We start from the raw sequence: 18,530 nt of genomic DNA on the forward strand, positions 1-18,530 counted from the left end.
ACTAGACTCGGATCCGGGCCATCGGTCCCGTCATGCCCGCAGTCGGGCGACGCACACCGCCAGGAGGGACGTCCATGTCAGCTACGACGACACGGACCCCGATCGCACCCGAGAAGCCGGCGAAGCAGAAGCCGGGCGGCACGCTCTATCGCGGCCGCGAGGGCATGTGGTCGTGGGTGCTGCACCGCATCACCGGGGTGGCGATCTTCTTCTTCCTGCTCGTGCACATCCTCGACACCGCGCTCGTGCGCGTGAGCCCCGAGGCGTACAACGCCGTCATCGGCACGTACCAGACGCCGATCATGGGCCTCGGCGAGGTCGCGCTGGTCGGCGCGATCGTGTTCCACGCGTTCAACGGGCTCCGGGTCATCCTCGTCGACTTCTGGTCGTGGGCGACGCGGAACCAGAAGGTCCTGTTCTACATCGTGATCGCACTCTGGGTCGTCACGATGCTCGGGTTCGTGCCTCGGCACCTCATGAACGTCTTCAGCCACTAGGAGCGCCGAGATGACCGTCATCGAATCCCCGCGCACCCCCGCTCGCCCCGCACCGAAGCGCGGCGTGAACCTCGAGAAGTGGGGCTGGATCTACATGCGCGCGTCGGGCGTCGTGCTCGTCGTGCTCGTCTTCGGCCACCTCTTCGTCAACCTGATGGTCGGCGAGGGCGTGAAGGCCATCGACTTCGGCTTCGTCGGCGGCAAGTGGGCCGACCCGTTCTGGCAGTGGTGGGACGTGCTGATGCTCTGGCTCGCGCTCATCCACGGCGCGAACGGCATGCGGACCATCGTCAGCGACTACACGAACCCCGGCACGGTGCAGCGGATCCTGAAGGGCGCGCTGCTCCTCTCCACCATCGTGCTGCTCGTCCTCGGCACGCTCGTGGTCTTCACCTTCGACCCGTGCCCCGCAGGCTCGCCCGCCGAGCTGCTGCCCTCGTTCTGCTGATAGGAGACACGTGACCAGCGAGAACCACGTCGAGACGACGGTCGTCGACGGCGTCCACTACCACCAGTACGACATCGTCATCGTCGGCGCCGGCGGCGCGGGCATGCGGGCGGCGATCGAGGCCGGCCCCGGCGCGAAGACGGCCGTCATCTCGAAGCTCTACCCGACGCGGTCCCACACGGGCGCTGCGCAGGGCGGCATGGCCGCCGCGCTCGCGAACGTCGAGGAGGACAGCTGGGAGTGGCACACCTTCGACACGATCAAGGGCGGCGACTACCTGGTCGACCAGGACGCCGCCGAGATCCTCGCGAAGGAGGCCATCGACGCGGTCATCGACCTCGAGAACATGGGACTCCCCTTCAACCGGACGCCCGACGGGAAGATCGACCAGCGCCGATTCGGCGGGCACACTCGCGACCACGGCAAGGCTCCGGTCCGTCGCGCGTGCTACGCCGCCGACCGCACCGGCCACATGATCCTCCAGACGCTGTTCCAGAACTGCGTCAAGCTCGGCATCGAGTTCTACAACGAGTACTACGCGCTCGACCTCGTGATGACCGAGGTCGACGGCGTGCAGAAGCCCTCGGGCGTCGTCGCCTACGAGCTCGCCACCGGTGAGCTCCACGTCTTCCAGGCGAAGGCCGTGATCTTCGCGACGGGCGGCTTCGGCAAGATCTACAAGACGACCTCGAACGCGCACACGCTGACCGGCGACGGCGTCGGCATCATCTGGCGCAAGGGCCTTCCGCTGGAGGACATGGAGTTCTTCCAGTTCCACCCGACCGGCCTCGCGGGCCTCGGCATCCTCCTCACCGAGGGTGCGCGCGGCGAGGGCGCCATCCTCCGCAACGCCTCGGGCGAGCGGTTCATGGAGCGGTACGCTCCGACCATCAAGGACCTCGCGCCCCGCGACATCGTCGCGCGGTGCATGGTCCAGGAGGTCGCGGAGGGCCGCGGTGCCGGACCCGACAAGGACTACGTCCTGCTCGACTGCACGCACCTCGGCGCGGAGGTGCTCGAGACGAAGCTCCCCGACATCACGGAGTTCGCCCGCACCTACCTCGGCGTCGACCCGGTCTACGAGCCCGTGCCCGTGATGCCGACCGCGCACTACGCGATGGGCGGCATCCCCACCAACGTCAAGGCCGAGGTGCTGAGCGACAACACCACCGTCGTGCCCGGCCTCTACGCCGCAGGCGAGTGCGCGTGCGTCTCGGTGCACGGCTCGAACCGACTCGGCACGAACTCGCTGCTCGACATCAACGTCTTCGGCAAGCGCGCCGGCCGCAACGCCGTCGAGTACGTCAACTCCGGCGTCGACTTCACGCCGCTCCCGGAGGACCCGGCCGCCGGTGTGCGCGGCATGCTCGAGGTGCTGCGCGACTCGAACGGCACCGAGCGGATCGCCGCCATCCGCAAGGAGCTCCAGGACGAGATGGACAAGGGCGCGCAGGTGTTCCGCACGAGCGAGTCCCTCGACCACGTCGCCGAGGTCATCGCGGGCCTGCGCGACCGCTACCGCAACATCGCCGTGCAGGACAAGGGCAAGCGGTTCAACACCGATCTGCTCGAGGCCGTCGAACTCGGCTTCCTCCTCGACCTCGCAGAGGTCGTCGTGGCGTCCGCCCGCAACCGCGAGGAGAGCCGCGGCGGCCACATGCGCGACGACTTCCCGAACCGCGACGACGAGAAGTTCATGCAGCACACCATGGCCTACCTGTCGGGCGACGCCCACTCGTCGGTCGCCTCCGATCACATCCGGCTCGACTGGAAGCCGGTGACGATCACCCGATACCAGCCGATGGAGAGGAAGTACTGACGTGACGACCGCCACGCTCGAGACGACGTCGACGGATGCCGCGACGAAGTCCTTCACCGTCACCTTCCTGATCCGTCGCTTCGACCCCGAGGTCGACGCCGAGCCGCGATGGCAGGACTTCGACGTCGAGATGTACGCGACCGACCGCGTGCTCGACGCGCTGCACAAGATCAAGTGGGAACAGGACGGCTCGCTGACGTTCCGCCGGTCGTGCGCCCACGGCATCTGCGGCTCCGACGCGATGCGCATCAACGGCCGCAACCGCCTGGCGTGCAAGACGCTCATCAAGGACCTCGACATCACGAAGCCCATCTACGTCGAGGCGATCAAGGGCCTTCCCCTCGAGAAGGACCTCGTGGTCGACATGGAGCCGTTCTTCGCCAGCTACCGCGAGGTCCAGCCGTTCCTCCAGGCGGGCGCCGCCCCCGCGGCGGGCAAGGAGCGCGTCCAGTCGGTCGCCGAGCGCGCACGCTTCGACGACACCACGAAGTGCATCCTCTGCGCGGCGTGCACCTCGTCGTGCCCCGTGTTCTGGACCGACGGCCAGTACTTCGGCCCGGCCGCGATCGTGAACGCGCATCGCTTCATCTTCGATTCGCGTGACGAGGAGGCCAAGGTCCGCCTCGACATCCTCAACGACAAGGAGGGCGTGTGGCGCTGCCGCACGACCTTCAACTGCACCGACGCGTGCCCCCGCGGCATCGAGGTCACCAAGGCGATCGCCGAGGTCAAGCAGGCGATCCTGCGCGGCACGCCCTGACCGAGGGCGACCGCGGAGCGGAGGGGCCGGTGCGTCGCGCACCGGCCCCTCCGCCGTTCCCGGCAGGGATCCGGCGCGTCGCCCCGGTCCCGACCCAGGGGGTCGCCCGGCGATGCGGGCTCCCCTCGCTAGGGTGATCGTGTGAGCGATCGCGATCGGGGGCGCGGCAGGGCGGTGTCGCCCGCGAACGGTGCGCCTCCGAACGGTGCGCCCGCGAACGGCCCGCCGGTCAACGGTGGGCGCGCCGCCCGTGCGCCGGTGAACGGTGGGCGCGCCGCCCGTGCGCCGGTGGACGGTGCGCGCGCGAACGGCGCGCCCGCTGCGGGCACGCCGACCGCCGCCGCGCCGCCGCAGAACGGGACGTCGGCGAACGCCCATCGGGTGCGCGATCGGTTCGAGGCTGCGAGCGCGCCGCTGCGCGAGCGGCTCGACGAGCCGATCACCCGGATGGAACGGCTCACCCAGCGCACGATGGCGCTCTTCCCCGTGCGCGTGTGGCGGCACTTCCTCGCCCGCAACGGCTTCCTGTTGACCGCCGGGATGAGCTACCAGTCGCTGTTCGCCGTGTTCGCCGCGGTCTACATCGTGTTCGCCGTCGCCGGGATCTGGCTCCTCGGCGACACCGACACGTTGAATGCGCTCCTGCTGCTCATCAACACCTACGCTCCGGGGCTCGTCGGCCCGGACGGCGTGATCAGCACGGAGGACCTGCAGGCCGCGGCGACGGCCAGCACGAGCCTCTTCGGCTGGACCGGCGCCGTCGCCCTCGGCGGACTGATCTGGACGGCCATCGGCTGGGTGACGTACGCCCGCATGGCCGTGCGCAGCATCTTCCTGCTCCCCAAGGACGATCGGGCGTACCTGTACCTCAAGGCGCGGGACTTCGCCGCGGCGTTCATGTTCGGCGTCGCCATCCTCGTCGCCGCGGTCCTCTCCATCGTCGCGACGGGGTTCCTCGACTGGATGTTCAGCCTGCTCGGCATCGACCTCACGACGGAGTCCACCGTCGTGCGGGTCGGGCTCCAGTTCGGCGCGATCATCGTGGTGTTCGTCATCGACACGCTGGCGCTCGCGGTGATGTTCCGCTTCCTGTCGGGCGCGGAGATGCCGTGGCGCCGGATGTGGACCGGCTCGCTCCTCGGCTCCGCCGCGCTCAGCGTGCTGCAGATGCTCGGCGGGTGGGTGCTGTCGTGGGCCGGCAGCAATCCCCTGCTCGCGACGTTCACGGTGATCGTGGCGCTGCTGCTGTGGTTCCGCATCGCCAGCATCATCATCCTCGTCGCGGCGGCGTGGATCGCGGTCGAGGCCGCCGACCGGAACGAGTCGCTGCGACGCGTCACCGCGGCGCAGCTCGAGGCGGAGCGGCGCCAGCGAGAGTACGAGGCGCTTCGGACCGCGGCGACGATCCGCGTCCGCGAGGCCCGGGCGGCGGCCGCCGCGGCGCGATGGTACGAACGGGTGCCGGCGGGCCGCCGACTGGCGAAGGCCCGACGCGACCTCGACGAGCTCGAGGCATCCGCCCCGCCGCCCCCGCCGACGAAGCCGCACCCCTGGCTGAGCGGGAACGGCCGTGGGGGTGGCAGCACCTAGGATCGTAGGCATGCCTTCCCCCTCCCCGCTCCGGATCGCCAGCGCCAACGTGAACGGGGTCAGGGCGGCGTTCCGCCGCGGCATGGGCGACTGGCTCGCGGCCCGCGACGTCGACATCCTCGCGATGCAGGAGGTGCGTGCGTCGACCGACGACCTCGCGGCACTGCTCGGCGACGAGTGGAGCATCCTCCACGACCCGGCGACCGCCAAGGGCCGCGCGGGCGTCGCGATCGCGAGCCGTGCGGGCGCGCGCATCCACCGCGTCGAACTCGGCGCCGAGGACCACGACACCGCAGGCCGTTGGCTCGAGGCCGACTACGAGGTGAACGACCGCATCGTCACCGTGGTGAGCTGCTACGTGCCGTCGGGCGAGGCCGAGACGCCGAAGCAGGTGGACAAGTACCGGTTCCTCGACGCGATGAGCGAGCGGATGTCGGAGCTCGCGTCCCACGAACTGGCCGTGGTCGTCGGCGACCTCAACGTGGGCCACCGCACGCTCGACATCAAGAACTGGAAGGGCAACGTCAAGCGCGCGGGGTTCCTTCCCGAGGAGCGCGCGTACTTCGACCGCTTCATGGGCGCCGAGGGCGAAGAGGGCTACAACGCCGGCGCCGGCTTCGGCTGGATCGACCTCGGTCGCCGATCCGCGGGCGACGTGCCCGGGCCGTACACGTGGTGGTCGTGGCGGGGCAAGGCCTTCGACAACGACACGGGCTGGCGCATCGACTACCAGCTCGCGACTCCCGCGCTGGCCGATGCGATGACGACCTATGCCGTGGACCGCGCAGACGCCTACGACGAGCGATGGTCCGACCACGCTCCCGTCGTCGTCGACTACGCCATCTGAGACCGAAGGACCTCCACACCACGATGAACACCGCACGCCCCGTCGTCTTCTCCGGCATGCAGCCGTCGGGCGACTCGCTCCACCTCGGCAACTACCTCGGCGCCCTGGTGAACTGGGTCGCGCTTCAGGACGACCACGACCCGATCTACTGCGTCGTCGACCTGCACGCGATCACCGTCATGCAGGACCCGGCGACGCTCCGCGAGGCGACGCGCCGCACGGCCGCGCAGTACCTCGCCGCGGGCGTCGACCCCGCCCGCTCGACCCTCTTCGTGCAGTCGCACGTGCCCGCGCACGCTGAGCTCGCCTGGGTGCTCGGCACCCTCACGGGCTTCGGCGAGGCGAGCCGCATGACGCAGTTCAAGGACAAGTCGGCGCGCTACGGCGCCGAGTCGACCACGGTGGGCCTGTTCACCTACCCGGTGCTCATGGCCGCCGACATCCTGCTCTACGGTACGCACCTCGTGCCGGTCGGCGACGACCAGCGGCAGCACCTCGAGCTCACACGCGACCTCGCCGGGCGCTTCAACTCTCGCTACGGCGAGACGTTCGTCGTGCCCGAGGCGATGATCCCGAAGGAGTCGGCCCGCATCTACGACCTGCAGGAGCCCACCTCCAAGATGTCGAAGTCGGCCGCGAGCCCGAACGGCCTGATCAACCTCATGGACGACCCGAAGGTGATCGCGAAGCGCATCCGCAGCGCCGTGACCGACACCGAACGCGAGATCCGCTACGACCCGAAGGCGAAGCCGGGCATCGCGAACCTGCTCGACATCTACGCCACGGTGACGGGCCGATCGATCCCCGACCTCGAGGCGGAGTACGACGGCAAGGGCTACGGCGACCTGAAGAAGGACCTCGCCGACGTCGTCGTCGAGCGCGTCGCCCCGATCCGGGAGCGCACCCTCGAGCTCATGCAGGACCCGGCCGAACTCGACCGGCTGCTCGCGATCGGCGCCGACAAGGCGTCCGAGCGCGCCGAGCGGACGCTCGCGACGGCGTACGACCGGGTCGGATTCCTTCGCCGGGCGTGACGGCGGCGGAACGCGGTCGGCCGGCCTCGGCGGCGGACATCGGGGCGGCGGACGCCGAGGTGGCCGGCGCCCCGGCACCGGATGCCGGTCGGATCGCCCATGGTCGTCCCGTCGTGCTGTTCGACCTCGACGACACGCTCATGGCGCACCGCGAGGCGGTCGCGGCGGGCATCGTGCTGCACCTGCGCGAACGCGGGTACGCGGCCGACGATCGGGCCGCACAGGCGCTCTGGCACGAACTCGAGGAACGGCACTACCATGCGTACCTCGCCGGCGAATTGACGTTCGAGGAGCAGCGGCGAGCCCGAGCGGCCGAGTTCGCGCTCGCCCATGGCGACGTGCTCGACGACGAGTCGGCCGGTGACTGGTTCGCGACCTACTTCGAGCGCTACCGCGAGTCGTGGGCGCTCCACGACGACGTGCTCGCCGCGTTCGCGGCACTCGAATCAGCCCTGCCTGGGGTCCGCTTCGGCATCATCACGAACGGCGAGGCCGACTTCCAGCTCGCCAAGCTCGTGCGGCTCGGGCTGGAGGTCGGACACCCCGGCCGGATCGAGCACCTCGTGGCATCCGGCGCAGAGGGCGTGACGAAGCCCGACCCGCGCATCTTCGAGGTCGCGCTCGAGCGCTTCGCCGCCGGCGGGCCGGTCTCCGCAGCGGCATACGTCGGCGACCGCCTGCGGACCGACGCCATCGGGGCCGCCGGGGCCGGGCTCGTCGGCGTGTGGCTGAACCGTTCGGGCGAGCGCCCGTCCGAGTCCGAGGCGACGGATGCCGCGTCCGCGGGCGTGGTCGAGATCCGCACGCTCGACGAGCTCGCGCCCCTCCTCGCCGGCCGGATGGCCTGAGGGGCGTGCCCGCACCGGGCGCGCAGGCACGGAAACGGGCCGGGGTGCCTTCCCGTGCACCCCGACCCGTGTCATCCGCTCACCGTCGACGAACGACGGCTCGCGTCAGCGGACGTCCTCGTCGACCCAGTCGAGGGTCTTCGTGACGGCCTTCTTCCAGTTGCGCACGAGGCGCCCCTGCTCGGCCTCGTCCATCGACGGCTCCCAGCGACGGTCCTCCTGCCAGTTCTTGGCGAGGTCGTCGAGGTCGGCCCAGAACCCGACCGCGAGTCCGGCGGCGTAGGCGGCGCCGAGCGCGGTCGTCTCGGCGACGACCGGGCGCACGACGGGCACGCCGAGGATGTCGGCCTGGAACTGCAGCAGCGTGTCGTTGGCCGTCGCACCGCCGTCGACGCGGAGTTCCGTGAGGTCGATCCCCGCATCGGCGTTCACGGCTTCCACCACGTCGCGCGTCTGGAACGCGATCGCCTCGAGTGCCGCCCGCGCGATGTGCCCCTTGTTCACGTAGCGGGTCAGGCCCACGAGCGCACCGCGCGCGTCCGGACGCCAGTACGGGGCGAAGAGCCCCGAGAAGGCGGGCACGAAGTACGCGCCGCCGTTGTCCTCGACCGACTTCGCCAGCTCCTCGACCTCGGCGGCCGACGAGATGAGGCCGAGGTTGTCGCGCAGCCACTGCACGAGCGACCCGGTCACCGCGATCGAGCCCTCGAGGGCGTAGTGAACGGGCTCGTCGCCGAGCTTGTAGCCGACGGTCGTGAGCAGCCCGTTCTTCGAGTGGACGATCTCCTCGCCCGTGTTGAAGATCAGGAAGTTGCCCGTGCCGTAGGTGTTCTTCGCCTCGCCGGCCGCGAAGGCCGCCTGGCCGAAGGTGGCGGCCTGCTGGTCGCCGAGGATGCCCGCGATGGGCGTCTCGCGGAGCAGGCTCGACGACTCGACCGTGCCGTAGACCTCGGAGGAGGACTTGATCTCGGGGAGCATGGAGCGGGGCACGCCGAAGATCCCGAGGATCTCGTCGTCCCACTGCAGGGTCTCGAGGTCCATGAAGAGGGTTCGGCTCGCGTTGGTGACATCCGTCGCGTGCACGCCGCCGTCGACGCCGCCGGTGAGGTTCCACAGCACCCACGTGTCGGTCGTGCCGAAGATCAGGTCGCCGGCCTCGGCCTTCTCGCGCGCACCGGGCACGTTCTCCAGGATCCACACGATCTTGGTGCCCGAGAAGTAGGTCGCGAGCGGCAGGCCGACCTTGGCCTTGAAGCGCTCGACCCCGCCGTCGGCCGCGAGGCGGTCGACGATGTCCTGCGTGCGGGTGTCCTGCCAGACGATCGCGTTGTAGACGGGCTCACCGGTCGTGCGGTCCCAGACCACGGCGGTCTCGCGCTGGTTGGTGATGCCGACCGCGGCGATGTCGTGGCGGGTGAGGTCGGCCTTGCCGAGCGCCTGGCCGATCACCTCGCGGGTGTTCTTCCAGATCTCCCTCGGGTCGTGCTCGACCCAGCCGGCCTTCGGGAAGATCTGCTCGTGCTCGAGCTGCCCGGTCGAGACGATCGAGCCGTGCTTGTCGAAGATGATCGCGCGCGACGAGGTCGTGCCCTGGTCGATCGAGAGGACGTAGTCAGCCATCTGAGAACTCCGTTGCGGTCAGTGGGGATGGGGATGTGGTGGGATGCCGGGGCTCAGCCGAGCAGCGGCAGGAGCGGGATCGCGGCGAGGCCGGCGAGCACGCCGCCGATGATCGGGCCCACGACCGGGACCCACGAGTAGGACCAGTCGCTGCCGCCCTTGCCCGAGATGGGGAGCACGGCGTGCGCGATGCGCGGCCCGAGGTCGCGGGCCGGGTTGATCGCGTAGCCGGTGGGGCCACCGAGGGAGGCGCCGATGCCGATGACCAGCAGCGCGACGGGCAGTGCACCGAGCGCGGCCAGGCCGGATCCGTCGCCGTTGCGACCGAAGCCGATCACGACGAACACGAGCACGAAGGTGCCGATGATCTCGGTCACGAGGTTCCAGCCGTACGAGCGGATGGCGGGGCCGGTCGAGAACACGGCCAGCTTGGTCGCGCCCTCCGGCTCGGCGTCGAAGTGCTGCTTGTAGCCGAGCCACACGACGACCGCGCCGAGGAAGGCGCCGATGAGCTGCGCACCGATGTAGGTGAGCACCGAGAGGGCGTCGACGGGGACGGTGGTGCCCGCGGCCGCGTTGCCGAACTCGGTCGCGCCGTTGGCGACGAGGCCGAGCGTGACGGCGGGGTTCAGGTGCGCCCCCGAGGCGTACGCCACGATGACGCCGGCGAAGACCGCGAGGCCCCAGCCGATGTTGACCATGAGGAATCCGCCGTTGTAGCCCTTGTTCTTCGCCAGGGCGACGTTCGCGACCACGCCGCAGCCGAGCAGCACGAGCATGGCGGTGCCGACGAGTTCCGAGAGGAACAGCACTCCGAGATTGTCCACGTTGACCTTTCTGGGTAGGACCGGACGACCCGGGGGCGGGTCGCCTGGGTGGGCCGCATCGGAGCGGCCCGGATGAAACGTACCCGCGGAATCCGCCGATCACCGGCGGATCCGCGTGCACATCCGTGCAGATTTCAGCGGGCGGCGAGCTCCTCGAGCACGACGCCGTGACGCTCGGCGAGCACGGTCCGCGCGTCGCCGACCTCCGCGGCGCGGGTCGCGGCATCCCAGCCGAGGACGTCGCCGACGACGTCGGCGAGCTCCTCGAGGAGAGGCCGGGTCACGGCGCCGGTGAAGGCCAGGCTCGTGCGCCGCAGCACCACGTCGATGAGGTGCACGACGCGCTCGTTCGCGGCGAGCCAGGCGATCTCCTCGCGGGAGTACCCCGGCGCGTCGGCGAGGGGCGTCTCCGCGGCATCCTCTACGCCCTGGATGATCGCCTCGGCACGCGTGCCGTAGCGCTCGAGCAGCTGCTCGGCCCGCTCTCGGCCGACCCCGTCGCCGTGGCCGACGACCCACACGAGTCGTGCGGCATCCGTCGCCGGGTAGCCGGCGCCGCCGCCGATCGGGAGGCCCTTGGTCGACCGGACGCGGTCGCGCCCGATGAGCTCGAGCACGTCACCCGCGAGGTGCTCGGCGAGCGCGCGGAAGGTGGTCCACTTGCCGCCGACGAGGCTCAGCAGGATCGTGCCCGGTCGCTCGGCGACCTCCGCTCGCTCGATGCGGTAGTCGCGGCTCACGAAGCCGGGCTGGGTGTCGTCGTGGCGCGGAAGCGGCCGCACCCCCGAGAACCGGAACACGATCTGCGAGCGGTCGACGCGGATGCCTGGGAAAACGTGCGCGACGAGGTCGAAGAAGTAGTCGACCTCCTCCTCGGTGCACACCGCCGGCGTCCGCATGTCGTGCTCGAGGTCGGTCGTGCCGACCATCACCCGGCCCTTCAGCGGGTAGATGAGCACGATGCGGCCGTCCTCGTGCTCGAAGAAGATCTCTCGGCCGCCGGTGGCGGCGAGGAGCTCGTCGTTGTCGAGCACGATGTGCGAGCCCTTGGTGCCGCCCATGAAGCGTGTCTCGCGGCCGAGCTGCGCGTTGGTGAGGTCGGTCCACGGGCCCGACGTGTTGACGACGACGTCGGCAGCGAGGTCGAACTCCTCGCCCGTCACGCCGTCCCGCACCCGGACGCCGCTCGCGCCGAGGCCGACGGCCTCGAGGTAGTTCGCGGCACGAGCGTGGTCGCCGGCGGCGAGGCCGTCGTGCAGCACGTCGAGCGCCAGGCGCTCGGGGTCGTGCATGCTCGCGTCGTAGTAGGTCGCGGTGTACTTCAGGCCGGGATTCAGCGCGGGCAGTTCGGCCAGCGACTTCCTCGCACCGAGGAAGCGGTGCCTCGGAACCGATCCGCCGTCGCGCGAGAAGGCGTCGTAGATGGTGAGCCCGGCCTTGATGAGCGCGGCGCCGCGCTCGGTCGGCGTGCCCTGCTTGTGCGTGAGGAAGCGCAGGGGCGCCGACAGGATGCCGGCGAACGTGGAGAAGATCGGCACGGTCGTCTGCAGCGGCTTGACGTAGTGCGGCGCGATGCGGATCAGGCCGTTGCGTTCCTGCACCGACTCCTGCACGAGACGGAACTCGCCGTTCTCGAGGTAGCGGATGCCGCCGTGGATCATGTGGCTCGAGGCGGCGGAGGCGCCCGAGACGAAGTCGTCGCGCTCGACGAGCACGACGTCGACCCCCTGCAGGGCGAGGTCGCGGAAGGCGGCGATGCCGTTGATGCCGCCGCCGATGATCACGACCTCGGCGGTGGGTCGGGCGCGCAGTGCGGAGATCTCCGCACGGATGCCGGGAGCGGGGCGGTTCGTCGTCGGCGACGTGGTGGGCGACATCGCTGTCCTTTCGAGCTGGTCACGCCGGGCTTGCGTGGAGTTCCCGGCTGTGGATGAATACATCGTGGGCATGGATGAACATGCTTGCAAGCCGGATGAACAAACGTGCAGGGAGAGATCGATGGTCGTGACGGATGTCGCGGGGCCGGGTGCGGGAGGCGATCTGCCCACCGGGAAGACGCGGGACGCATTGCGCGCCGCCCACCTGTACTACCTGCAGGACCTCACCATGGACGCCATCGCCAAAGAGCTGCACACCTCGCGTTCCTCGGTGTCGCGCCTGTTGAGCCACGCGCGAGCGACCGGGCTCGTCGAGATCTCGATCCACTCGCCGCTCGACCTGCCGAGCCGGCTGGAGCAGGAGATCCTCGAACGCCACGAGGTCTCCGCGCACGTCGTGCCCGTACCCGACCATGCGAGCGACGTCGACCGACTCGAGCGGGTCGCGCTCTCCGCTGCACGGATTCTCACCCGGTTCATCGACTCGAACCAGACGATCGGGGTCGCGTGGGGCTCCACGATGAGCGCCATGAGCCGCCACCTCGCACCCAAGGCCACGCACAACTCCGAGATCGTGCAGTTGAACGGAGCGGGCAACCTCCGCACCACCGGCATCCTCTACGCCTCCGAGCTGCTCCGTCGCTTCGGCGACGCGTTCGGCGCGCGCGTGCAGCAGTTCCCCGTTCCGGCATTCTTCGACGACCCCGCGACGAAGGAGGCGTTCTGGCGGGAGCGGAGCACGCGGCGCCTCCTCGACCTGCAGGCGTCGATGGACGTCGCGATCTTCGGCATCGGCTCCCCCTTCGCCGAGGTGCCGAGCCACGTCTACCAGGGCGGCTACCTCGAGCGCACCGACTACGAGGCGCTCTCGCGAGACGGCGTCGTCGGCGACGTCGCCACCGTGTTCTACAGGGCGGACGGCTCGACCGACGGCATCGCGCTGAACTCGCGCGCCACGGGCCCCGACTTCGGCATCCTCCGCCGGGCCGCCCGACGGATCTGCGTGGTCTCGGGGCAGGCGAAGCTGCCCGGCCTCACGGGTGCGCTCGCGGCGGGGCTCGTCACCGACCTCATCGTCGACGAGGGCACCGCGCGCCGACTCGTCGAGGGATCGACGACCGGCGGCGGGAGCGACCCGGTCGACTGACTCGCACTGCGATGCGATCGTGATCCCGATCCGGCGAGCGGCAGGGTAGGTTTGCCCTCGCGAGTGCCCTGCCGCGGGCGCGCGAGAGGACCCGATGCACCAGCGCGACACCGTGGACGACACGGCGGCGAACCCGGGCGAGCCGGCCGTGCCCGCACCGGCCGTCGACCGGTCGGCACCCGAGGGCACCGTCGAGTTCGTCACGGTCCCGCCTGCTCCCACCGCGCCTCGCCTGCCCCGACGTGTCGGCGGCCTCGCGGGCGCGGCGATCATCGCGGCATCCGTGGCGGGGTGGGCGATCGGGCACCAGCTCGTCGCGAGCGCCGTCCACGCCGAGGCCTGGCCCGCGTGGGCGGCCGCCGACGCCGCATTCGACGCGGCGGCCGGCGACTACCGCGACACCGCGGAGCGCGCCGAGAGCGCGATCGACCGGGGCGATGCGCTGGTGGGGATCGCGGTCGGCGACCTGGTCGCCGAGGAGGGCCGGGCGACCCTCGAGGCGAGCATCGGCGAGGCGCGGGAGATCCTCGCCGACCGTCCTGCGAGCCCGGGCATCGCCGCACTGGGCGATCCGGGAGCGTTCGCTCCCGCCTGGGAGCGCTACGCCGATCTCGTGAGCATGCTCGACCTCGTCCCGTCGCGCGAGGCGGCCGCGGTGCGGTACGCCGAGGCGCGCGACCGCGTCGCCGAGGGAAGCCTCGCGATCGCCGACGCGGGCGAGGCGCTCATCGCCGGCACCGAGGCGCGCGCCGCGGCAGTGATCGAGGAGTACCCGTCGGCGACCGTCGCCTCGCGCGCGGCAGTCGACGAGGCGATCGCCGCGCTCCGGCAGTCCCCCACGATCTCGTCGGGCGATTCGAGCCGGTTCGCCGACCTCGCCACCGCGGTCGACCGGTTGCGCGCGTCGCACGCGGCCGAGCTCGCGCGACTCGCCGAGCACCCGCTCCGCGGCGAGATCGAGGCGTTCGCGAGGTCCATCTCGTTCGGCGTGCCGTTCGACGTCGAATGGGCGGAGGAGGTCGGCGGCTTCTCCAGCGACGGGTACTACTCCGGGACGGCCGAGTTCTTCGAGGACGTCGACGGCGACGGCTGGGGGCTCATCTCGCTGACCCACAGCATCGAGGACGCCTGGTCGCTCGACGAGAACGCCGAGGCCGTCGTCGTCCACGAGGTGGGCCACCTGCAGGTCCTCCGCGAGGCGTGCGCCACGATCTTCAACGGGCCCGAGTTCTCGGGCGACCACGAGGTCTGGGCGACGGCGTGGGCCATCGGCATGGGCTACGACCTGCCGGGCGCCGGCATCGAGGCGTACGGCCGGCCCAACGACGCGCAGGTCCAGGCCTCGACCGCCTGCCGCTGAACCCCGGGGTCGATCGTCGCGGTCGGGCCGCGGGCGGGGAATATCCGCCGCACTCCCGCGTTGACCTAGAATCGAACACGTAACGTGCTCCGGGGTCGGTGCAAGTCCGAACCGGCGGTGAAAGTCCGCGAGCCGCGAGCGCGTGACCATCCGGTCGCGCGCAGACGGTTGATCCGGTGGGATTCCGGAACCGACGGTGAAAGTCCGGATGGGAGGCAGCACGTGTCGGCGACGCCATGCGCGTGGTCGACCGGTCCGGCGATGCCCGGGCGCCCCGGAGCCTGGAAGGCAGGCGACAGGCGATGACCACGGTCGCGCGTGCGGCGACGGATGCCGCGACGATGCGTCGGGCGCTGGAGCTCGCGGAACGCGGTCCGGCGACGGGCGTGAACCCGCGCGTCGGGTGCGTCATCCTCACCCCCGACGGCGACGTGCTGGCCGAGGGGTGGCATCGCGGCGCGGGCACCGCGCACGCCGAGGTCGACGCGCTGTCGAAGCTCGCCCCCGGCGCCGCACGCGGCGCGACCGCCGTCGTCACGCTCGAACCGTGCAACCACGTCGGCCGCACGGGCCCGTGCGCGCAGGCGCTCGTCGAGGCCGGCGTCGGCCGCGTCGTGTACGCCGTCGACGACCCGGGCCGGCACTCAGCGGGCGGCGCCCGAACGCTCGAGCGGGCGGGCATCGACGTCTCCCGCGGCGTGCTCGCCGACGAGGTCGAGGCGTTCCTCGAGGACTGGCTCTTCGCGACCCGCGAACGCCGCCCGCGCGTCACGCTGAAGTGGGCGTCGAGCCTCGACGGCCGCGTCGCCGCCGCCGACGGCACGAGCCGCTGGATCACCGGCCCCGAGGCGCGGGCCGACGTGCACCGGCGCCGTGCCGCCGCCGACGCGATCGCGGTCGGCACGGGGACCGTGCTCGCCGACGATCCCGCGCTCACGGCACGCGACGACGACGGTGCGCTGCTCGACGACCAGCCGATCCCGGTCGTGTTCGGGCGCCGCCCGATCCCCGCCGACGCGGCCGTGCTGCGGCATCCGCTCGAGCCGATCACGCTGTCGGGCGCCGATCTCGCCGACGACCTCGAGCAGCTGCAGCGACGCGGCATCCGCTCGCTCTTCGTCGAGGGCGGGCCCACGCTCGCGAGCGCCTTCCTCGAAGCCGGCCTCGCCGACGAGCTCCTCGTCTACGTCGCGCCCGCCGTCATCGGCGGTCCGCTCACCGCCATCGGCGACATCGGCGTCGGCACGATCGGCGATGCGCCGCGCTTCCACTTCACCGACCTCGTGCGACTCGGCGACGACCTCCTGGTCGTCGTCCGGCCGGGCACGGCACCCCCAGAGACCACCACCCGAGAGAGGGTCTGACATGTTCACCGGAATCATCGAGGAGCTCGGCGAGATCACGCGCGTCGAGCCGGCGGCCGACGTCATGCGCGTGACGGTCCGCGGCCCGAAGGTCGTCGAGGGCGTCCGCCACGGCGACTCGATCGCGGTCTCGGGCGTCTGCCTCACGGTCGTCGAGGCCGACGCCGAGACCTTCACGGCCGACGTCATGGCCCAGACGCTCGCGATGTCGACGCTCGACGGCGTCGAGGTCGGCCGTCCGGTCAACCTCGAGCGCGCAGCGCTCGTCGGCGACCGACTCGGCGGGCACATCGTGCAGGGGCACGTCGACGGCACCGCGGAGGTGCTCCAGGTCACGCCCGGCGAGGCGTGGAGCGTCGTCCGGTTCTCGCTGCCCGCGGCGCTCGCCGCCCTCGTGGTCGACAAGGGATCGATCGCCGTCGACGGCGTCTCGCTCACGGTGAGCGGTCTCGGCGACGAGCCGGAGGGCTCGTGGTTCGAGGTCTCGCTCATCCCTGAGACCCTCGCCGCCACGACGCTCGGCGCCCTCGGGCCCGGCGACCGGGTGAACCTCGAGACCGACGTGCTCGCTCGTCACGTGCAGCGGATGCTGCGCCTGGACGCGCACCGCGCCCTGCCGTCCTCGCTCGCCGAGCCCGGCGAGTCCGGTTGGGGATTCCGCGCGGACGACCCCGCCTCCTCGACGATCGGGGGCGACCGATGAGCCTCGCCACGATCCCCGAGGTGCTCGACGCACTCCGCGCCGGCAAGCCCGTCATCGTGGCCGACGACGAGGCACGCGAGAACGAGGGCGACGCGATCATGGCCGCCGAGTTCGCGACGCGCGAGTGGATCGCGTGGATGGTGCGCAACACCAGCGGCTACCTCTGCGCGCCCATGCCGAACTCGATCGCCGACCGCCTCGGACTGCCGCTGATGGTCGAGCGCAACGAGGACGCGCGGGGAACCGCGTACACCGTCTCGGTCGACGCGGCCGACCGCACCTCGACCGGCATCTCGGCGTCCGACCGGGCGCACACGCTGCGTGTGCTCGCCGACCCCGACTCGACCCCCGACACGCTGATCCGCCCGGGTCACATCCTGCCGCTCCGCGCGGTGGACGGCGGCGTGCGCGAACGCGCGGGCCACACCGAGGCCGCCGTCGACCTCATGCGCCTCGCCGGACTCTCCCCGGTCGGCGTGATCGGCGAGCTCGTCGCCGACGACGGCGAGATGATGCGCCTGCCCGGCCTCATCGAACTCGGCGAGCGGGAGGGGCTGCCGGTGACCACCGTGGCGGCGCTCGTCGACTGGCTCCGCGACCGCCACAGCGGCCAGGACCTCGCGGCGGGCGAGACGCCCGTGGCCATCGACGAGTCGCCCCGGGTGCAGTTCGAGGTCGAGACGAACCTCCCGACGATGCACGGCACGTTCCGCGTCCGCGCCTACCGCGACCGGAACACGGGGGCCGACCACCTCGCGATCATCGCGGGCGATCCCTCGGCCGATCCGGCGGGGGCGATCACCCGGGTGCACTCGGAGTGCCTGACGGGCGAGGCGATCGGCTCGCTGAAGTGCGAGTGCGGGCCGCAGCTCGACGCGGCGCTCTCCACGATCGCGGACCGCGGCGGCGTCGTCGTCTACCTCCGAGGCCACGAGGGCCGCGGGATCGGGCTCATCAACAAGCTTCGGGCCTACCGACTGCAGGAGGGGGGCCTCGACACGCTCGACGCCAACGTGGCGCTCGGCCTGCCGATCGACGCACGCGACTACACCGCGGCGAGCGCGATCCTCGCCGACCTCGGCGTCGAGCAGGTTCGACTGCTCACCAACAACCCCGAGAAGGTGCACCAGCTCGAGGCCCACGGCATCCGGATCGCCGACCGGCTCCCCCTCGTGGTGGGCGTCGGCGCCGTGAACGCCGGCTACCTCGAGACCAAGCGCACCCGCATGGGACACGCCATCGACGACCGTCAGCTGACCGAGGCTGCGGCGGACGAACTGCTGAAGGGACACGCATCATGAGTGGAGCCGGATCACCTGAACTCGACGTCGACGGCGAGGGCCTCAACGTCGTGATCGTCGCCGGGAGCTGGCACGACGAGATCTCCGACGGCCTCATCGCCGGCGCGACGCGCGCGCTGGAGGCGGCGGGCGCGTCGTTCGAGCTGGTGCGGGTGCCGGGCAGCTTCGAGCTCCCCGTCGTCTCGAAGGCCGCCCTCGAGGCGGGCGCCGACGCGGTCGTCGCACTCGGCGTCATCATCCGCGGCGGCACGCCGCACTTCGAGTACGTCTCGTCGGCCGCGACCGACGGGCTGACCCGCGTCGCGCTCGACACGGGCAAGCCCGTCGGCTTCGGCGTGCTCACCCTCGACGACGAGCAGCAGGGCCTCGACCGGGCCGGGTTGCCGGGCTCGAAGGAGGACAAGGGCCGCGAGGCGGCCGAGGCCGCGATCGCGACGGCGAACACGCTGCGCGCGATCCGCGGCTGAGCGGGGCGCCTTCGTCGAGTG

17 protein-coding genes and 1 riboswitch are annotated in these 18,530 nt (G+C 71.2%); of the genes, 14 read left to right on the forward strand and 3 right to left on the reverse strand.

What is annotated here, in order from left to right; translation table 11 throughout:
• Positions 1-74 precede the first annotated feature (74 nt).
• The 8 genes from sdhC (at position 75) to ACSJD1_RS11195 (ending at position 7,843) form a co-directional block, all read left to right on the forward strand.
• Positions 75-497 carry a succinate dehydrogenase, cytochrome b556 subunit gene (gene sdhC / locus ACSJD1_RS11160; RefSeq protein WP_438855376.1) on the forward strand — a complete coding sequence of 141 codons (423 nt, stop codon included), beginning with the start codon at positions 75-77 and terminating at the stop codon, positions 495-497.
• Positions 498-507: 10 nt separating this feature from the next.
• The gene (locus ACSJD1_RS11165) at positions 508-945 is read left to right on the forward strand and encodes a succinate dehydrogenase hydrophobic membrane anchor subunit (RefSeq protein WP_438855377.1); all 438 of its coding nucleotides are present in this window, start codon (positions 508-510) and stop codon (positions 943-945) included.
• 10 nt (positions 946-955) lie between these two features.
• Positions 956-2,764 carry a succinate dehydrogenase flavoprotein subunit gene (sdhA, locus tag ACSJD1_RS11170; RefSeq protein WP_438855378.1) on the forward strand — a complete coding sequence of 603 codons (1,809 nt, stop codon included), beginning with the start codon at positions 956-958 and terminating at the stop codon, positions 2,762-2,764.
• Position 2,765: 1 nt separating this feature from the next.
• Positions 2,766-3,524, forward strand: coding sequence for a succinate dehydrogenase iron-sulfur subunit (locus ACSJD1_RS11175; protein WP_438855379.1), 759 nt, complete (start codon positions 2,766-2,768; stop codon positions 3,522-3,524).
• 141 nt (positions 3,525-3,665) lie between these two features.
• Positions 3,666-5,114: a YihY/virulence factor BrkB family protein gene (locus ACSJD1_RS11180; RefSeq protein ID WP_438855380.1), complete on the forward strand. Its 1,449-nt coding sequence runs from the start codon at positions 3,666-3,668 to the stop codon at positions 5,112-5,114.
• A gap of 10 nt (positions 5,115-5,124) precedes the next feature.
• Complete coding sequence (locus tag ACSJD1_RS11185) at positions 5,125-5,961, forward strand: exodeoxyribonuclease III (RefSeq protein ID WP_438855381.1); 837 nt, start codon at positions 5,125-5,127, stop codon at positions 5,959-5,961.
• A gap of 23 nt (positions 5,962-5,984) precedes the next feature.
• Positions 5,985-6,995 carry a tryptophan--tRNA ligase gene (gene trpS / locus ACSJD1_RS11190; protein ID WP_438855382.1) on the forward strand — a complete coding sequence of 337 codons (1,011 nt, stop codon included), beginning with the start codon at positions 5,985-5,987 and terminating at the stop codon, positions 6,993-6,995.
• Positions 6,992-7,843, forward strand: coding sequence for an HAD family hydrolase (locus ACSJD1_RS11195; RefSeq protein WP_438855383.1), 852 nt, complete (start codon positions 6,992-6,994; stop codon positions 7,841-7,843). Before trpS ends, ACSJD1_RS11195 begins: the two co-directional genes overlap by 4 nt.
• 105 nt (positions 7,844-7,948) lie before the next feature.
• Here ACSJD1_RS11195 and glpK read toward each other — a convergent pair whose 3' ends face one another.
• The 3 genes from glpK to ACSJD1_RS11210 all read right to left on the reverse strand — a co-directional run bounded on the left by glpK (position 7,949) and on the right by ACSJD1_RS11210 (position 12,167).
• Positions 7,949-9,463, reverse strand: coding sequence for a glycerol kinase GlpK (glpK, locus tag ACSJD1_RS11200; protein WP_438855384.1), 1,515 nt, complete (start codon positions 9,461-9,463; stop codon positions 7,949-7,951).
• Between the two features lie 53 nt (positions 9,464-9,516).
• The gene (locus ACSJD1_RS11205; RefSeq protein WP_438855385.1) at positions 9,517-10,290 is read right to left on the reverse strand and encodes an MIP/aquaporin family protein; all 774 of its coding nucleotides are present in this window, start codon (positions 10,288-10,290) and stop codon (positions 9,517-9,519) included.
• A gap of 134 nt (positions 10,291-10,424) precedes the next feature.
• The gene (locus tag ACSJD1_RS11210; protein WP_438855386.1) at positions 10,425-12,167 is read right to left on the reverse strand and encodes a glycerol-3-phosphate dehydrogenase/oxidase; all 1,743 of its coding nucleotides are present in this window, start codon (positions 12,165-12,167) and stop codon (positions 10,425-10,427) included.
• Positions 12,168-12,288: 121 nt separating this feature from the next.
• Here ACSJD1_RS11210 and ACSJD1_RS11215 point away from each other — a divergent pair, with 121 nt between their 5' ends.
• The 6 genes from ACSJD1_RS11215 (at position 12,289) to ribH (ending at position 18,509) form a co-directional block, all read left to right on the forward strand.
• The gene (locus tag ACSJD1_RS11215; RefSeq protein ID WP_438855387.1) at positions 12,289-13,314 is read left to right on the forward strand and encodes a sugar-binding transcriptional regulator; all 1,026 of its coding nucleotides are present in this window, start codon (positions 12,289-12,291) and stop codon (positions 13,312-13,314) included.
• A 94-nt stretch (positions 13,315-13,408) separates the two neighbouring features.
• Positions 13,409-14,674 carry a hypothetical protein gene (locus tag ACSJD1_RS11220; protein ID WP_438855388.1) on the forward strand — a complete coding sequence of 422 codons (1,266 nt, stop codon included), beginning with the start codon at positions 13,409-13,411 and terminating at the stop codon, positions 14,672-14,674.
• An 80-nt stretch (positions 14,675-14,754) separates the two neighbouring features.
• Positions 14,755-14,900, forward strand: a riboswitch (FMN riboswitch).
• A 76-nt stretch (positions 14,901-14,976) separates the two neighbouring features.
• On the forward strand, positions 14,977-16,038 hold the full coding sequence (gene ribD / locus ACSJD1_RS11225; protein WP_438855389.1) for a bifunctional diaminohydroxyphosphoribosylaminopyrimidine deaminase/5-amino-6-(5-phosphoribosylamino)uracil reductase RibD: 1,062 nt from the start codon (positions 14,977-14,979) through the stop codon (positions 16,036-16,038).
• Position 16,039: 1 nt separating this feature from the next.
• Positions 16,040-16,741 carry a riboflavin synthase gene (locus ACSJD1_RS11230; RefSeq protein ID WP_438855390.1) on the forward strand — a complete coding sequence of 234 codons (702 nt, stop codon included), beginning with the start codon at positions 16,040-16,042 and terminating at the stop codon, positions 16,739-16,741.
• Positions 16,738-18,042 carry a GTP cyclohydrolase II gene (gene ribA / locus ACSJD1_RS11235; protein WP_438855391.1) on the forward strand — a complete coding sequence of 435 codons (1,305 nt, stop codon included), beginning with the start codon at positions 16,738-16,740 and terminating at the stop codon, positions 18,040-18,042. The genes ACSJD1_RS11230 and ribA overlap by 4 nt, the downstream gene beginning before the upstream one ends.
• Complete coding sequence (ribH, locus tag ACSJD1_RS11240) at positions 18,039-18,509, forward strand: 6,7-dimethyl-8-ribityllumazine synthase (RefSeq protein ID WP_400994154.1); 471 nt, start codon at positions 18,039-18,041, stop codon at positions 18,507-18,509. The genes ribA and ribH overlap by 4 nt, the downstream gene beginning before the upstream one ends.
• Positions 18,510-18,530: the final 21 nt, after the last annotated feature.

This window comes from Agromyces excoecariae (genome assembly GCF_051715505.1).
Classification (GTDB): domain Bacteria; phylum Actinomycetota; class Actinomycetes; order Actinomycetales; family Microbacteriaceae; genus Agromyces.

Bases quoted from the DNA above. Each gene is read 5' to 3' on its own strand.
- sdhC (WP_438855376.1), top strand. From the start codon at position 75: ATGTCAGCTACGACGACACGGACCCCGATCGCACCCGAGAAGCCGGCG.
- ACSJD1_RS11165 (WP_438855377.1), top strand. From the start codon at position 508: ATGACCGTCATCGAATCCCCGCGCACCCCCGCTCGCCCCGCACCGAAG.
- ACSJD1_RS11185 (WP_438855381.1), top strand. From the start codon at position 5,125: ATGCCTTCCCCCTCCCCGCTCCGGATCGCCAGCGCCAACGTGAACGGG.
- trpS (WP_438855382.1), top strand. From the start codon at position 5,985: ATGAACACCGCACGCCCCGTCGTCTTCTCCGGCATGCAGCCGTCGGGC.
- glpK (WP_438855384.1), bottom strand. From the start codon at position 9,463: ATGGCTGACTACGTCCTCTCGATCGACCAGGGCACGACCTCGTCGCGC.
- ACSJD1_RS11210 (WP_438855386.1), bottom strand. From the start codon at position 12,167: ATGTCGCCCACCACGTCGCCGACGACGAACCGCCCCGCTCCCGGCATC.
- ACSJD1_RS11215 (WP_438855387.1), top strand. From the start codon at position 12,289: ATGGTCGTGACGGATGTCGCGGGGCCGGGTGCGGGAGGCGATCTGCCC.
- ACSJD1_RS11220 (WP_438855388.1), top strand. From the start codon at position 13,409: ATGCACCAGCGCGACACCGTGGACGACACGGCGGCGAACCCGGGCGAG.
- ribD (WP_438855389.1), top strand. From the start codon at position 14,977: ATGACCACGGTCGCGCGTGCGGCGACGGATGCCGCGACGATGCGTCGG.
- ACSJD1_RS11230 (WP_438855390.1), top strand. From the start codon at position 16,040: ATGTTCACCGGAATCATCGAGGAGCTCGGCGAGATCACGCGCGTCGAG.
- ribA (WP_438855391.1), top strand. From the start codon at position 16,738: ATGAGCCTCGCCACGATCCCCGAGGTGCTCGACGCACTCCGCGCCGGC.
- ribH (WP_400994154.1), top strand. From the start codon at position 18,039: ATGAGTGGAGCCGGATCACCTGAACTCGACGTCGACGGCGAGGGCCTC.